Annotated in this window: 11 protein-coding genes and 1 pseudogene; 11 read left to right on the forward strand and 1 reads right to left on the reverse strand. The window is 62.4% G+C overall.

Going from position 1 to position 15,105, the window contains the following annotated elements; translation table 11 throughout:
* The first annotated feature begins 3 nt into the window (after window positions 1–3).
* The 11 genes and pseudogenes from N1937_RS17915 to N1937_RS17965 all read left to right on the forward strand — a co-directional run bounded on the left by N1937_RS17915 (window position 4) and on the right by N1937_RS17965 (window position 13,734).
* The gene (locus N1937_RS17915) at window positions 4–810 is read left to right on the forward strand and encodes a pseudouridine synthase (RefSeq protein WP_260056646.1); all 807 of its coding nucleotides are present in this window, start codon (window positions 4–6) and stop codon (window positions 808–810) included.
* Between the two features lie 14 nt (window positions 811–824).
* Window positions 825–1,511 (forward strand): phosphoribosyltransferase, encoded by a 687-nt coding sequence (locus N1937_RS17920; RefSeq protein WP_260058974.1) that lies wholly within the window; start codon window positions 825–827, stop codon window positions 1,509–1,511.
* A gap of 259 nt (window positions 1,512–1,770) precedes the next feature.
* A complete protein-coding gene (locus N1937_RS17925) occupies window positions 1,771–2,715 on the forward strand; it encodes a phosphoribosylaminoimidazolesuccinocarboxamide synthase (RefSeq protein WP_222280472.1) in 945 nt (314 codons plus the stop codon).
* Between the two features lie 209 nt (window positions 2,716–2,924).
* On the forward strand, window positions 2,925–3,527 hold the full coding sequence (locus N1937_RS17930) for a TetR family transcriptional regulator (protein WP_162118807.1): 603 nt from the start codon (window positions 2,925–2,927) through the stop codon (window positions 3,525–3,527).
* Between the two features lie 162 nt (window positions 3,528–3,689).
* A complete protein-coding gene (locus tag N1937_RS17935; protein WP_260056647.1) occupies window positions 3,690–4,901 on the forward strand; it encodes an efflux RND transporter periplasmic adaptor subunit in 1,212 nt (403 codons plus the stop codon).
* Window positions 4,902–4,949: 48 nt separating this feature from the next.
* Window positions 4,950–8,060, forward strand: a complete 3,111-nt coding sequence (locus N1937_RS17940; RefSeq protein ID WP_170277173.1) for an efflux RND transporter permease subunit — start codon at window positions 4,950–4,952, stop codon at window positions 8,058–8,060.
* Between the two features lie 150 nt (window positions 8,061–8,210).
* The gene (locus N1937_RS17945; RefSeq protein ID WP_260056648.1) at window positions 8,211–9,644 is read left to right on the forward strand and encodes an efflux transporter outer membrane subunit; all 1,434 of its coding nucleotides are present in this window, start codon (window positions 8,211–8,213) and stop codon (window positions 9,642–9,644) included.
* A 174-nt stretch (window positions 9,645–9,818) separates the two neighbouring features.
* On the forward strand, window positions 9,819–10,862 hold the full coding sequence (locus tag N1937_RS17950) for a LacI family DNA-binding transcriptional regulator (protein WP_260056649.1): 1,044 nt from the start codon (window positions 9,819–9,821) through the stop codon (window positions 10,860–10,862).
* 34 nt (window positions 10,863–10,896) lie between these two features.
* Window positions 10,897–11,025 (forward strand): annotated as a pseudogene (locus N1937_RS17955) (ABC transporter ATP-binding protein); the annotation flags it as partial.
* A 4-nt stretch (window positions 11,026–11,029) separates the two neighbouring features.
* Window positions 11,030–11,950, forward strand: coding sequence for a nucleoside hydrolase (locus N1937_RS17960; RefSeq protein ID WP_260056650.1), 921 nt, complete (start codon window positions 11,030–11,032; stop codon window positions 11,948–11,950).
* On the forward strand, window positions 11,947–13,734 hold the full coding sequence (locus N1937_RS17965; RefSeq protein WP_260056651.1) for an adenine deaminase: 1,788 nt from the start codon (window positions 11,947–11,949) through the stop codon (window positions 13,732–13,734). Before N1937_RS17960 ends, N1937_RS17965 begins: the two co-directional genes overlap by 4 nt.
* Window positions 13,735–13,914: 180 nt before the next feature.
* On the opposite strand, the gene N1937_RS17970 is transcribed toward N1937_RS17965, so the two are convergent.
* Window positions 13,915–15,084 (reverse strand): M20 aminoacylase family protein, encoded by a 1,170-nt coding sequence (locus N1937_RS17970; RefSeq protein WP_260056652.1) that lies wholly within the window; start codon window positions 15,082–15,084, stop codon window positions 13,915–13,917.
* Window positions 15,085–15,105: the final 21 nt, after the last annotated feature.

Below are 15,105 nucleotides of genomic sequence, written 5' to 3' on the forward strand. Positions count from 1 at the left end.
CAGATGAGGGAGCGGCGCCCACCGCAGAAGACGCGTGAGCGGACAAAGCCCGCCGACAACGCCGCGGCTAAGCGGGTTACCCTTCACCGCGCCCTTTCCAAGCTCGGTTATTGCTCCCGCACGCAGGCCGAACGTCTGATTGCCGAAAATCGCGTTGCGGTCGACGGCCGCACCGTCAGCGATATCTCCGCATGGGTCGATCTTGCCACCGCAAGGATCAGTATCGATGGTCTCGTCATCGCTGCCGAAGCGAAAATCTATCTGATGCTCAACAAGCCCCGCGGTCTCGTCACCACCCGCCACGATCCCGAAGGCAGGCCGACGGTCTATGATTGCCTCAGGGATTTCGACATTCCGCATCTCTCTCCGGTCGGCCGGCTCGACAAGGCAAGCGAGGGCCTGCTGCTTTTCACCAACGACACCGAATTCGCCCAGATACTGCTCGATCCGGTCACGCATGTGACGAAGACCTATCATGTCCAGATCGACCGCATCATGGACGATGAGGACATTGCCGCCATGACATCGGGCATCCGCCACGACGGCGAATTGCTGACGGCGACCGCCGCGCGGCGCCTGCGCCAGGGCGACAGGAATTCATGGATCGAGGTCGAGCTCGACGAGGGCCGCAACCGCCAGATCCGCCGGATGCTGGAGGCGCTGGGCACCGAATGCCTGCGCCTTGTGCGCGTCGCAATCGGCGGGCTCGAACTCGGCGAACTGCCGAAAGGCGCCGTGCGTGCGCTGAGCGAACCGGAATTGCAGGCGCTGCGCCGGAGAACCGGCATGGAAAGGACGAGACGCAATTGACTGCTGCGACGGAAATGGCGCCGCACGATTTCTGGCAGGAGCTTCACCCGCCCGGCACCTTTGCCGGCAATGGGGAATTTACCTCCTTCTATGTCGCCGTGCTCGAGGACGGCCGTCAGCTTCGCCTGCCGATCCGTGTGCTGGCCGATGGCGATCACGCCCTCGCCTCGCTGATCGTCAATCAGGCAAGCTTCGCCGTGCTCGATGCGCTCGCCGAACGCCTTACCGAAAAGATCAGGCCCATGCGCATCGATGTCGTCGCCGGCATGCCAACGCTCGGCCTGACGCTGGCCGCCGCCGTGGCGCAGAAACTCGGCCATAGCCGCTACGTTCCGCTCGGCACCTCGCGTAAATTTTGGTATCGCGACGAGCTCTCCGTTGCCCTGTCTTCAATCACCACGCCGACACAGCAGAAACGCCTCTATATCGATCCGCGCATGTTGCCGCTGCTTGAGAGACGGCGCGTCGCACTCATCGATGACGTCATTTCCAGCGGCGCCTCGATCGTCGCCGGCCTTCATCTGCTGACGGGCTGCGGTATCGAACCCGTCGTTATCGGTGCCGCCATGCTGCAATCGGAGCGGTGGCGCGACGGCCTCGCAGCCGCCGGGCCGCAATGGAACGCGCGCACCGTCGGCGTCTTCGCAACCCCCATTCTGGAGCGGAACGCCATGGGCCGGTGGCAGGCACCACCAGCTTGACGCGAGATATGAGGATTGTTCAATCTCTGCCTGAAAGCGCTCTGTACAGCGCATGAGGAACGATTACAGTCCGCCTGATCGATGAAACAACGGACCCGCCCATGTCGTTCGATGCGCTCGCCAAGGCGACCGGAACCGGCTTTCGCTTCTTCGATTTCGCCTATGTCGGCCTGCCGGCGATACCCGATCGACTTGACTTCCCCAGCAATGAAACTAGAGCAGGAAGTCTTCACCCAATAATGAAGGACAGTCGAGCGCCGTGCGAATTCTCTCCGAAGCCCATTTCCCGGAATTGCCCAACTATTACCGCGGTAAGGTGCGCGAGAATTACGATCTTCCGGACGGACGCCGCATCATTATAAGCACCGACCGGTTGAGCGCTTTCGACCGCATCCTCACCTGCATCCCCTATAAGGGCCAAGTGCTGACGCAGACGGCGCGCTACTGGTTCGAGGCGACGAAAGACATCTGCCCGAACCACGTTCTCGACTATCCCGATGCGAATGTCGTCATCGGCAAGCGGCTTGACATCCTCCCGGTCGAGATCGTCGTGCGCGGTTATCTCGCCGGCACCACCGGCACCTCGATCCTGACGCTTTATAAAAAGGGCGAGCGCGAGATGTACGGCATGCGTCTGCCCGACGGTATGCGCGACAACCAGGTCCTGCCCGAACCCGTCATCACGCCGACCAGCAAGGAATTCGACGGCGGTCACGATGAACCGCTGACGCCGGCCGAAATCGTCACGCGTGGCCTTCTCACGAAAGAGCAATGGCAGACGCTGTCGACATATGCGCTCGCCCTCTTTGCCCGCGGCCAGGAGATGGCGGCGAAAAACGGCCTGATTCTGGTCGATACCAAATACGAGTTCGGCACTGATGGTGACGGCAACATTATCCTCGCTGACGAGATCCACACGCCGGACAGCAGCCGCTACTGGCTTGCCGAAAGCTATCCGGCAAGCTTTGCCGCCGGGAAACGCCCGGTAAGCTTCGACAAGGATTTCGTCCGCGCCTGGGTGGCGGAGCGTTGCGATCCCTATAAGGACGAGATCCCGGAAATCCCCGCCGAACTGATCGAGCAGACCTCGGCCGTCTACATCAAAGCCTACGAGGCGATCACCGGTGAGCGTTTTGTTCCAGACAACAGCGGCGAGACGCCGCTTGCTCGTGTCCGAACCAACCTCGCCCGCTATTTCCCTTGAAAAGACGAACGCGAAGGCCGCCAAGCCGTTCACCGGCTTGCGACGTTTCACCCATCGCGCTAGAGCGCCGCGCGTCCGAGAGGACGCGATAAGGACGCTCTATCACTTTGAATTGGCGCATAATCCTTCCCGAAAATCGATTCCGATTTTCGGGGTTATGCGCTAGCATCGGAAAAAAGGGGTATCGGGCTCAGCCCGGCGGGGAACAAATGGCAAGAAGGCCAAGACGCAAGGCCGAGGAAACGCGGGAAGACATTCTCTCCATGGCGGAGATGCTGTTTCGCGAGCGGGGCTTCGTCGCGGTGTCGATCGCCGATATCGCCGGCGCGCTCCACATGTCGCCCGCCAATGTCTTCAAACATTTCCGTTCCAAGGTCGCGCTCGTCGATGCGATCGCCGGACGCCATCTCGACGATGCCGCCGAGCGCTTCGCCGCCTTCGATGAGAAGCTGCCGCCAAAGGAACAACTGCTCCGCTTCATCCTGCGCCTGCTGGAAAGCCACCTGCAGGACATCCAGAAGAACCCTTACATCTTCGAAATGGTACTTTCGACGATCGAAGCCAAACTCGAGGCCGGCAATCGTTACCGCGCCCGCATCGAGGCGAAGCTCGGCGAGATCATCCGTGAAGGCATGGCGGAGGGACGTTATCATTGCCGCCATCCCGAGAGCGCGGCGCGTACCGTTGCAGACGTCCTGGCCTGCGTGCTGCACCCTGTCCTGATCGCTCGCGACGACAAGGAGACCCTTGTGCACCGCGCCGAAAAAATCGTGTGTTTCGTCGATGCCGCACTGCAAAATAGCGCTTGCTAAGTGATGATTGCTGAATTACGTCACTTCGTAAAGCTTTTGTTAAATTCGGATAACGGCATTTGAAACCAATCCTGATGCTTGTACAAGCCTGTGCTCGGCCCAGCCGAGCGCTGGATCGAGCGCATAGATTGAATGGCGAATGCTACCGCACAGGAATTCAGCATGATACGGCGTGCCCTCCTCATCCCCTCGGCCCTGGCATTCGCAGCCCTTCTCGCCGCCTGCAGCGACAGTGGCTCCAAGCCTGCGGGCAATGCGGGTGCAGGCGCGGCACAGCAGGCTGCCCCGGTCGGCGTGATCGCGTTGACGAAGGGCACGTTCCCGATCACCACGATCCTGCCTGGCCGTGCCGAGACATTTCAGACCGCCGATATCCGGCCGCAGGTGAGCGGCCTGATCCGCGAGGTCGCCTTTAAGGAAGGCGGCGAAATCAAGAAGGGCGACCTTCTCTACCAGATCGAGGATGCACCCTACATAGCCGCCGTCGAGCAGGCCAAGGCGGCAATCTCCAAGGCGCAAGCCAGCGTACCGAGCGCTGAAAGCAATCTCGACCGCTACCAGCGCCTCGTCGGCAGCGGTGCCACCCAGATCGAATTCGAAACGGCCAAGACGACGCTGCTCCAGGCCAAGGCCGAAGTCGAGTCGGCGAAGGCCGCGCTTTCCGCTGCACAGATCGACCTCGACCATACCAGGATCGTCGCCCCTTTCGATGGCATCATCGACCAGACGGCCGTTAATGTCGGCAACGTCGTCTCTGCCAACCAGACGACGGCGCTGACGACGATCCGCCAGCTCGATCCGATCTATATCTCTCTGACGGAATCGAGCACCAACCTGCTGAGGTTGCGCGACGCGATGGCCGCCGGCAACATCGAGGGTGCGGAGAACGTCGCCTTCCACCTGATCCTCGAAGACGGCAAGGAATACAATCAGCAAGGCAAGCTCGACATGTCGAAGCAGGTCGTCAGCGAGACCACCGGCACCTTCATCATTCGTGTGCTCTTTCCCAATCCCGACCGCATCGTGCTGCCCGGCATGTATGTCCGCGCAACCGTCGAGCTCGGCGCCGAGGCCGGTTATGCGCTGCCGCAGTTGGCGACAAGCCGTGACGCCAACGGCCGGCTGACGGCACAATTCGTTTCCGCCGACGGCAAGGTCGAAACCCGCGCCTTCGAGAACAGCTCGCCCTCCAACAATTCCTGGCTCGTGACCGAAGGCATCAAGGACGGCGACCAGTTGATCGTCACCGGCCTCCAGTCCGTCACGGCGGGCATGCCGGTGAAACCGGTCCCGATGAAAATCAATGACAACGGCGTGGTCGTGCCTGCCGAACAGCCTGCGGCCGGTGACGCTGAGAAGGCCGCAGCGAAATAATCGCTGCAGGCCCGCATCGTCACCGTCCCAGCCGCACAGGAACAACCGATGGCCAAGTTTTTCATCCGACGTCCAATTTTCGCCTGGGTCATTGCGATCACCATCATGCTCGCCGGCCTGCTGGCGATTTTCACCCTGTCGATCTCGCAATACCCCGACATCGCCCCGACGACGGTTCGCATCAACGCCACCTATCGCGGCGCCAGCGCCGAGACGGTCGAGAAATCGGTGACAACGATCATCGAAGACGGCATGACCGGCCTCGACGACCTCACCTATATGACCTCGACCTCGTCGACCGGGTCGGCCAACATCCAGCTCACTTTCGGAACCAGCATCGATCCTGACATCGCCCAGGTGCAAGTGCAGAACAAGCTGCAGCTGGTCCAGTCGCAGCTTCCGGGCGACGTCATCGATGCCGGCATCAGCGTGACGCGCTCGACCTCGAGCATCCTTCTCGTCGGCTCGCTTGTTTCGACCGATGGCAAACGCAACTCCGTCGACCTCGGCAATATCATGTCGACCTCGATCGAGGATCAGATCCAGCGCCTGGAAGGCGTCGGCAGCATCAATGTCTTCGGTTCGGGATACGCCATGCGCGTCTGGCTCGATCCGTTCAAGCTACTGAAATACCAGTTGACGCCGAGCGACGTGACGTCTGCCATCCAGGCCCAGAACACCCAGGTCTCCGTTGGCTCGCTCGGCGCCCAGCCGACGATCCCCGGCCAGCAGATCAACGTCACCATCACCGCCCAAAGCCAGCTGACCACCGTCGCCGATTTCGAGCACATCATCCTGAAGGTCGAAAAGGACGGCGCGACGGTGCGCTTGAGCGACGTCTCGCGCATCGAGATCGGTCAGGAAAGCTATGGGGGGAGTTCGCGCTACAACGGCATGCCTTCGAGCGGTTTTGCCGTCAACCTCGCAATCGGCGCCAACGCGATCGATACCGCCGCCCGCGTGCGGTCCGCACTGGATGTCATCGGCCGCACTCTGCCGGAAGGCGTAAAGATCACCTATCCCTATGACACGACACCCTTCGTCGAACTGTCGATCGAGAAGGTCGTGCATACGCTGATCGAGGCAATCGTGCTCGTCTTCGTGGTGCTGCTCGTCTTCCTGCAGAATCTGCGCGCCACGCTGATCCCGACCATCGCCGTTCCCGTGGTGCTGCTCGGCACCTTCGGGGTGCTGGCGGTCACCGGCTACTCGATCAATACGCTGACGATGTTTGCCATGGTGCTGGCGATCGGCCTTTTGGTCGACGATGCGATCGTCGTCGTCGAAAACGTCGAACGCATCATGTCGGAAGAGAAGCTTTCGCCGCTCGAAGCGACGGAGAAATCGATGGGCGAGATCACCGGCGCCATTGTCGGCATTGCGCTCGTGCTGACCGCCGTCTTCATTCCGATGGCCTTCTTCGGCGGCTCGACAGGCATCATCTATCGCCAGTTCTCGATCACCATCGTATCGGCCATGCTGCTGTCGGCACTCGTTGCGATCGTGCTAACGCCGGCGCTCTGCGCCACGATGCTGAAGCCGGTCAGCGAACACCGGAAACACCGGGTCGGCGACTGGTTCAACCGCAACTTCACGCGCTCGACCAACGCCTATGTCAGGACCATCGGCTATCTCCTGAAACGGCCGATCCGCGTCATGCTGGTCTTTCTTCTCGTCGGCACCGGCTGTGCCTATCTATTCACCCGACTGCCGAGTTCTTTCCTGCCGCAGGAAGATCAGGGCGTGCTGCTGACCATCGTCACCACGCCGCCTGGCTCGACCACGCAGCAGACCCAGGCCGTCGTTGAGAAGGTGGAAAACTATTATCGCCAGAATGAGAAGGATGCCGTCGAATCGGTCTTCGGCGCCCTCGGCTTTGGATTCAACGGCTCCGGCCAGAACAGCGCCATCGTTTTCACCAAGCTCAAGGATTTTTCGCTGCGCACCGATCCAAATCTGAGTGCTCAGTCGGTTGTCAGCCGGGCGCTTCGCAGCTTCTTTGCGATGCGCGAGGCACAGGTCTTCGCGCTCCTGCCGCCGGCAATCCAGGGCCTCGGCGTGTCGAGCGGCTTCTCGATGTATCTCGTCGATACCGGCGGCCACGGCAACGACGCTCTGACGGCAGCCTCCAAGCGGCTAATCCAGATGGGCAACAGCTCGGGTAAAGTCGTGGCGCTGCGCAGCAGCAACAAGGAAGTCGAGCCGCAGATGCGCATCGTACTCGATCAGGAAAAGATCGGCGCCATGGGCGTCGACATCGCCTCGGTCAATTCGATGCTGTCGATCATCTTCACCGGCCGCGACGTCAACGACTTCACGTTGAACGGCGAGATCAAGCCGGTCTACGTCGAGGGCGATGCGCCCTTCCGCATGCAGCCGAGCGATCTCAACCACTGGTACGCCCGTAACAATGACGGCGAAATGGTGCCATTCTCCGCCTTTACCCGCACCGAGTGGGTGAACGGCGCGCCCTCGCTTGCCCGCTTCAATGCCGTCAGCGCCATTCCGCTTGACGGCGCTTCCGCACCCGGAGTTTCCTCCGGCGATGCGATGAACGAAATGGAAGCCCTGACCAGTGAGCTCGGCGGCGGCTACACGGTCGCCTGGCAGGGCATTTCCTATCAGGAGCGCCTTTCCGGCTCGCAGGCGCCGATGCTTTATGCGATCTCGGTTCTCGTCGTCTTCCTCTGCCTGGCAGCGCTTTACGAAAGCTGGTCGATCCCCTTCTCGGTGATCATGGCGGTGCCCGTCGGCATCCTCGGAGCGTTGACGGCGGCAACCCTTTTCGGCCAGGCGAACGACGTCTATTTCAAGGTTGGCCTGCTCACCACCATCGGGCTGGCGGCGAAAAACGCCATCCTGATTGTCGAATTCGCCAAGGATCGTATGGAAAGCGGCATGGGACTCTACGAGGCGACATTGGAAGCGGCCAGATTGCGCCTGCGACCGATCATCATGACTTCGCTTGCCTTCATTCTCGGCGTCGTGCCGCTGGCGATCGCGACAGGCGCGGGCTCGGCGGCACAGAATGCCATTGGTATCGGCGTTCTCGGCGGCATGCTGGCGGCGACGATGCTCGGAATTTTCTTCGTGCCGTCGTTTTTCGTCGTCATTCGACGCATCTTTGCCACACGCGGCAAAAATGCGGCAGGACTGTGATATAAATGCACTGTGATAATGCAGTTCGCGTTGCTACATTGCGCCCGACTGCTTCGGAATGGTGTTTTTGGTAGAACGAAGCGCGGCGGCCGATAGTGAAGCATGAAGCTTCGGACAAGAATTGACTTGCTCGAGTACAGGATGAAATGAATGGTATCTCTTCGTTTTGCCACACCGGCATTATTGTTATTGTTGTCGGGCTGCGTTGTGGGCCCGGATCATGTTCCTCCTGAGATGCCGCTGCCCGCCAAATTCGGAGAGGGTGGAACCAAGAGCGATGGCGATGTTGCTACTGCAGCATGGTGGACCGCCTTCAAGGATTCAAGACTGAACGGCTACGTCAAGGCCGGCCTCGATCAGAACCTGACAGTTCAGCAGGCGATCGAAAGAATCAATGCAGCTTCCGCAAACGTCACCACCGCCGGTGCCGGCGGCCTGCCGAACCTGAACGTCGGCGCTTCGCAGACGGTCAGCGGCGAGAAAGGCGAGCTGCGCAACCAGTTCGACACGCGCCACACCAGTGCCGGCGAAGTCCAGCTGAGCTGGCTGCTCGATCTCTTCGGGCTCTACAAGCGCAGCACCGAGAGCGCGCTTGCCTCGCTTGATTCTGCTTACGCATCGGCTGACGTTGCCAGGCTGACCCTCATACAGGACCTTGTCTCGAGCTATATCGACGTTCGCTTCTTTCAGCAGCGCCTGGCGCTTTCGAAGGCCAACCTGAAGTCTCGCCAGGAAACCTACGAACTCACCAAGTTTCAGCTGGAAGCCGGCGCCGCCTCGCGTCTTGACGTCGTTCAGGCCGAAGGTCTCGTCCAGTCGACGCTCGCCGAAATTCCCGGCCTCGAAACCAATATCCGCATATCAGCCCATCACATCGCCACGCTGCTCGGCCTGCCGGCTTCGGCTCTTGTCGATGAATTGCTGAAGGGCTCCGGTCAGCCGGTATTCCGCGGCGGCATCACCTCCGGCATCCCGGCCGACCTGATCCGCAATCGTCCGGACATCCGCGTCGCGGAACGTGATCTTGCCGCCGCAACGGCCAATATCGGCGTTGCCCAGGCGCAGCTTTATCCGAGCATCTCGCTTAGCGGCTCGATCTCGCCGTCTTACATCAACCAGCGTGGCATCCATGGCGGCCTGACGCCATGGTCCTTCGGCCCGACGCTCAACCTGCCGATCTTCGATGGTGGCCGCCTTCGCGCCAACGTCAAGTCGGCACAGTCCGATGCCGCCACTGCCTATCTCAACTGGAAATCGACGGTGCTGACCGCGGTCGAGCAGGTCGAGAATGCGCTCTCGGCCGTCCGGCGTGACGCACAAACGGTCGCGGCGCTTCAGGCCCAGGTGAAGACCACGCAGGAAACGCTGGAACTTTCGACTGCATCCTACAAGGACGGCGCCTCCTCGCTGCTCGACGTTCTCGACGCGCAGCGCCAGGTTTCGCTGGCCCAGGCAAGCCTTGCCGCATCCGTCCAACAGATGGCAAAGGACTATGTCTCGCTGAACATCGCGGTTGGTGGTGGCTTCGCCCCCGGCGGCAAGACGACCGCACCGGCGGCGAAGGTTGTGGCTGTCAAGGGCTGACGGCTGCCGCAATCGACTTGAGAAGTACAAAGCCTCGCGATTGCCTCGCGGGGCTTTTTCTTGCCTGCGGCGTGCCGCAATCGAATAATTGCGATAAGATGCATTTGGATTCGACATGCAGAAAAAGCTGCGCTATCACTCTGATTAAACGATTAATCAGAGTGATCGTCGATCATGGCAGCACCGCGCCCGGGACCGAACCTCAGCAGGATAGCGATGTCGCTCGGCGTCTCCGTCGCCACGGTCTCCAATGCGCTTTCCGGCAAAGGCCGGGTCTCCGGCCAATTGGTCGAAAGAATTCGCGAGCATGCGGCGGAACTTGGTTACGTCCCGAGCCAGGCCGGCCGGGCGCTACGGACCGGCCGCAGCGGCGTTCTCGGCCTGGTGCTGCCCGATATCGCCAATCCGCTGTTCCCGAAGATCGCGCAGGCGATCGAATTCGCGGCCTCCGCCGCAGGTTACGGCGTGCTGATCGCCGATTCCCGCGGCGATGTCGCCGCCCAGACCGAGGCGATCAACCGGCTGGCCGAGCGCGGCGTCGACGGCATGGTCATCATTCCCCGCCGCGCCACCCGCATTTCGGCCGCGGCCTGTCCGGTCGCCATCATCGATACTCCCTCGACGCCTGGAAACACCGTTGCCGCCGACCATTGGCAGGGCGGCCACGAAATCGCCGTTCATCTCGCGGGCCTCGGCCATCGCCGTATCCTCATCATCGGCAACAATCAGGAATCCAACGTCCAGAACGACCGCGCCGGCGGCATCCGCTCCGGCATGCGCCCGGGCATGCATTCGGAAACCCTGTGGATCGACCGGCTGGAGCGGGAGAACGGCAGTGGCTGCCCGCTCGGCCTCGCCGAAAAAGTCAGACAGGGTTTCACCGCCTTCGCAGCCCTCTCCGACCTGCAGGCGTTGCGGGCGCTGACGGAGTTGCAGCAGGCTGGCATCAACATTCCCACTGACGTCAGCGTCACCGGTTTCGACGACCTCATCTGGTCGCCTGTTGTCACGCCATCGCTGACGACGGTCCGGATGGACATGGATAGGATTGCCGAAATTGCCGTATCGGCGCTGGTGGATACTATAAAAACAAGCACCATCCGGGAGGGCGTGCTCGTTACCGCGGAGATCGAACGCGTCGCCATGCAGCTGATCGTCCGCCAATCATCCGGTCCTGCGAAGCCGGCACCAAAAACCTCGGAGATGGAGAAAATGTGAGATGAAAAAAGCTTTCATTGCCTCGGCAGCACTCCTCCTCGACACCGCGCTCGGCCCGATCAAAGCCGAGATCGATGCATGCCTGCCGTCGCACGAGACCGGCAGTGCACTCACCTTCGATCTGCCGGTTGCAGGTGCTGCAAACCTCAAACGTTTCGGGTGAAATCATGGGCGTCTGGATCGACACCGATATGGGCTTCGACGACATCGCCGCCATTCTGGTGGTGCTGCAGTCGGAATTCGAGATCGACGGCGTATCGCTGGTCTTCGGCAATACGCCTCTGGCGCAGGTAAGAGTGAACGCCGCCGGCGCCGCCAGTGCCTTCGGCTGGAAGTTTCCCATCCACACCGGCCGCGCCATGCCCGTGCTCGGCAAGCTCGAAACCGCGCAGGCGATCCTCGGCGAAACCGGCATCCCGACATCAGGCAAGAGCCTGCCGAAGGCGGCGGCCCTTGCCGACAGCGATGCCTTCGCAGCACTCTGCCGTTGGCTGGAGCGCCAGGGCCAGCACCGTATCCTGGCGCTCGGGCCCCTCACCAACATCGCCGCCGTGGCGCTTGCCCGGCCCGATCTTGCCGCCCGTATCACCGAACTCGTCTGGATGGGCGGCGGCGTCACCAGCGGCAACCATACGGCCTCCGCCGAATTCAACGCGCTCGCCGATCCCGAGGCCCTCTCGATCGTCATCGCCCATGGCCTTCCGCTGCGCATGGTCGATCTCGACCTCTGCCGCAAGGTGCTGGCAAGGCCCGAGGACACCGAACCCATGCGCAATGCCGGCGGCGCCAATGCAGAGCTGATCACCGATATGTTCTCGGCCTATATCCGCATCGGCACCAGCCGCGGCCGCCCGGCCATGGCAATCTACGACCCCTCTGCCGCCGTCGCCTTCGTAGCCCCTGATGTCGTGAGCTTCCGTCCCGCCCGCATCGACGTCGAGCTGCAGGGTGCCCTCACCCGTGGCCGCACCATCGTCGAGACCCGCGCCACGCATGCGACCTTCAATGCCCAATTCGCCGCCGACATCGATGCCGACACGGCGCGTGTCATCATTCTCGCCGCTTTGGTCAACGAGGCCCGCAAATGAACGCCACCCCTCGTCAGGAACCCGCCGATCTCAATGATCCCGCCTTGCGCGCCCGCGCCGTCACTGCAGCGCGCGGCGACGCCCCTTTCGACGTGCTGATCACCGGCGGCCGGCTGCTCGATGCGGTAACGGGCCTGATCCGGCAAGCCGATGTCGGCCTCGTCGGCGCGCTGATATCAAGCGTCCATGCCCCGGCAAGCCGAACGGATGCCGTCAAGACAATCGATGCTTCGGGCCGCATCCTGACGCCCGGCCTGATCGACACGCACATGCATGTCGAAAGTTCGATGGTGACGCCGGCCGAATATGCGAACGCCGTCTTGCCGCGCGGCGTGACGACGATCGTCTGGGATCCGCACGAATTCGGCAACGTCCATGGGCTCGACGGCGTGCGCTGGGCGATCGAGGCGGCGCGCGGCCTGCCACTGCGCGTGATCCTGCTCGCGCCCTCCTGTGTGCCTTCCGCGCCAGGCCTGGAAATTGCCGGCGCCGATTTCGATGCTGCCGTCGTCGCCGAGATGCTGCGCTCCTCCGCCGTCGGTGGCGTCGCCGAAGTGATGAACATGCGCGGCGTCATCGACGGCGATCCGCGCATGACCGCCATCGTCAATGCCGGCCTTGCCGCCGGCAAGCTCGTCTGCGGCCATGCCCGCGGCCTCGAAGGCGCCGATCTCAACGCCTTCATGGCATCGGGCATCACCTCCGACCACGAACTTACCTCCGGCGCCGATCTCCTTGCCAAGCTTTCCGCCGGCCTGACGATCGAGCTGCGCGGCTCTCACGACCATCTGCTGCAGGAGTTCGTCGAGGTGCTGAACGGTCTCGGCCACCTGCCTCCCACCGTCACGCTCTGCACCGACGACGTCTTTCCCGACGAACTCCAGGAAGGCGGCGGCCTCGACGACGTCATCAGGCGCCTGGTGCGCTACGGCATGAAGCCGGGATGGGCCATCCGTGCAGCGACCTTCAATGCCGCACAACGTCTGCAGCGTCCCGATCTCGGCCTCCTCGCCGCCGGCCGCCGCGCCGACATGGTGCTCTTTGACGACCTCACGGAATTCCGCGCGCGGCTGGTCATATCAGGCGGCCGTATCGTCGCCCGCAACGGCAGCATGCAGGTGGCCGTCCAGCAGATTGATACGGCGCCGCTTGTCAATTCGATGAAGCTGCCGCCGCTGACCGAGAATGATTTCCGCATTCCGGCCCAGGGCGAGCGCGTCCGCGTCGCCACCATCGACCGCCCGCGCTTCACGCAATGGGGCGAGGCCGAAACCGAAGTCAGGGACGGTTTCGTCGTGCCGCCCGTCGGCAGCGCCATGATCTCCGTCGTCCATCGCCACGGCAAGACCGACAGCATCCCGCGCATCGGCTACCTCACCGGCTGGGGTGAATGGCGCGGCGCCTTCTGCACCACCGTTTCGCATGACAGCCACAACCTCACCGTCTTCGGCGGCAATGCGGGCGACATGGCGCTCGCCGCCAACGCCGTCATATCAGCCGGCGGCGGCATGGCGGTCGCCAAGGACGGGCGGATCGAAGCGATGCTGCCGCTACCGCTCTCCGGTCTGGTGACGGAGGCATCACTGAAGGACACCGCCTTGGCCTTCGTCCGCATACGCAGCGCAATGGAAAAGATCGTCGACTGGAAACCACCCTATCGGGTCTTCAAGGCCTGTTTCGGCGCAACGCTCGCCTGCAATGCCGGCCCGCATCAGACCGATCGCGGCATTGCCGATGTGGTAACGGGGACAGTGATGGCGAGCCCGGTGCTGGAGATTCTGTAAGCCGGGACGCACAGACAATATGACGATGGGTGCGCCGTGTGGCCCGCTCATCCGGCTGCCGCCACCTTCTCTCCGCTGGGGAGAAGAGACTCGAGACTCGCCGCGACGTCTCGATTCCACCTTCTTCCCTCGGGGAGAACGTGCCCGTAGGGCGGGTGAGGGGGCGGCAAACGCCGGAGCTTACCCTTGCAACTCCCGCTCCACCAACGCCACCCAATAAGCCGCTCCATAGCCAAGCGCGGCATCGTTGAAATCATAAGCCGTATTGTGGTGCAGCGCCCCGTCCATCGCCGGACCGTTGCCGAGCCAGACATAGCAGCCCGGTGCATTCTGCGCGAAGAAGGCGAAATCGTCTCCCGCCGTCGATGGCGGAAAGCTTGTCCGCACCTTCTCATTAAAGACCGCACCAGCCGCACCAAGCGCCCGCGCCGTCGCATCCGCATCGTTGACGACAGGCGGAATCCGCCGCTCGAACGCATAGTCCACGGCGATGCCGTACATGGCCGCAGTACCATGCGCCAACCGTCCGATCTCGGTCTCCAGCTGATCGCGCACCTCAGGCGAATAGGCCCGCGCCGTTCCGCCGATCTCGACGACATCGGGAATGACGTTCAGCGCCTTCGGGTCGCCCGCCTGCAGGAAACAGGCGCTGACGACCGCCGGTTGCAGCGGATCGATCACCCGTCCGACAATCGTCTGCAGCGATGACAGGAAGGTGCCGGCGGCCGTGATCGGATCGCGGCCGAGATGCGGCTTGGCGCCATGTGTGCCGGTCCCGCGGAAGGTAATCCGCCAACTGTCGGAGGAGGCAAGCTGCGGTCCCTCGACCACGGCGATCTCATCGACCGCAAGCCCAGGCATGTTGTGCAGCCCATAGACGGCATCGCAGGGAAAAAGTTGAAACAGCCCCTCCTCCACCATGCGTTTCGCTCCGCCGCGCCCCTCTTCGGCCGGCTGGAAGATGAAATGCACTGTACCGGAAAAATTCCGTGTCGCCGCCAGATGCCGGGCGGCGCCGATGAGCATTGCGGTATGTCCGTCATGGCCGCAAGCATGCATCTTACCTGATACTGTCGATTTATAAGGCCGCTCCGCCATCTCAGACATGGCAAGCGCATCCATGTCGGCGCGGAGCCCGATCCTGCGCGTGCCGTTGCCGAGCTGCAGCGTACCGACCACGCCGGTACCGCCGAGTCCGCGATGCACGGTGATGCCGGCCTCTTCGAGAAGCCTCGCGACAATGCCGGCGGTACGCTCCTCCTCGAAACCGAGTTCGGGATGGGCGTGCAGGTCGCGGCGCAGGGAGGTCAGAAACGGCAGCTCGTCATTCATCCGGGCGGGAATGCTCATCGGGCAATGCTCATGGGCCTG

The organism is Rhizobium sp. WSM4643 (assembly GCF_025152745.1).
GTDB lineage: Bacteria > Pseudomonadota > Alphaproteobacteria > Rhizobiales > Rhizobiaceae > Rhizobium > Rhizobium leguminosarum_I.

Bases quoted from the DNA above. Each gene is read 5' to 3' on its own strand.
- N1937_RS17945 (WP_260056648.1), top strand. From the start codon at position 8,211: ATGGTATCTCTTCGTTTTGCCACACCGGCATTATTGTTATTGTTGTCG.
- N1937_RS17965 (WP_260056651.1), top strand. From the start codon at position 11,947: ATGAACGCCACCCCTCGTCAGGAACCCGCCGATCTCAATGATCCCGCC.
- N1937_RS17930 (WP_162118807.1), top strand. From the start codon at position 2,925: ATGGCAAGAAGGCCAAGACGCAAGGCCGAGGAAACGCGGGAAGACATT.
- N1937_RS17970 (WP_260056652.1), bottom strand. From the start codon at position 15,084: ATGAGCATTCCCGCCCGGATGAATGACGAGCTGCCGTTTCTGACCTCC.
- N1937_RS17940 (WP_170277173.1), top strand. From the start codon at position 4,950: ATGGCCAAGTTTTTCATCCGACGTCCAATTTTCGCCTGGGTCATTGCG.
- N1937_RS17915 (WP_260056646.1), top strand. From the start codon at position 4: ATGAGGGAGCGGCGCCCACCGCAGAAGACGCGTGAGCGGACAAAGCCC.
- N1937_RS17935 (WP_260056647.1), top strand. From the start codon at position 3,690: ATGATACGGCGTGCCCTCCTCATCCCCTCGGCCCTGGCATTCGCAGCC.
- N1937_RS17920 (WP_260058974.1), top strand. From the start codon at position 825: ATGGCGCCGCACGATTTCTGGCAGGAGCTTCACCCGCCCGGCACCTTT.
- N1937_RS17950 (WP_260056649.1), top strand. From the start codon at position 9,819: ATGGCAGCACCGCGCCCGGGACCGAACCTCAGCAGGATAGCGATGTCG.
- N1937_RS17960 (WP_260056650.1), top strand. From the start codon at position 11,030: ATGGGCGTCTGGATCGACACCGATATGGGCTTCGACGACATCGCCGCC.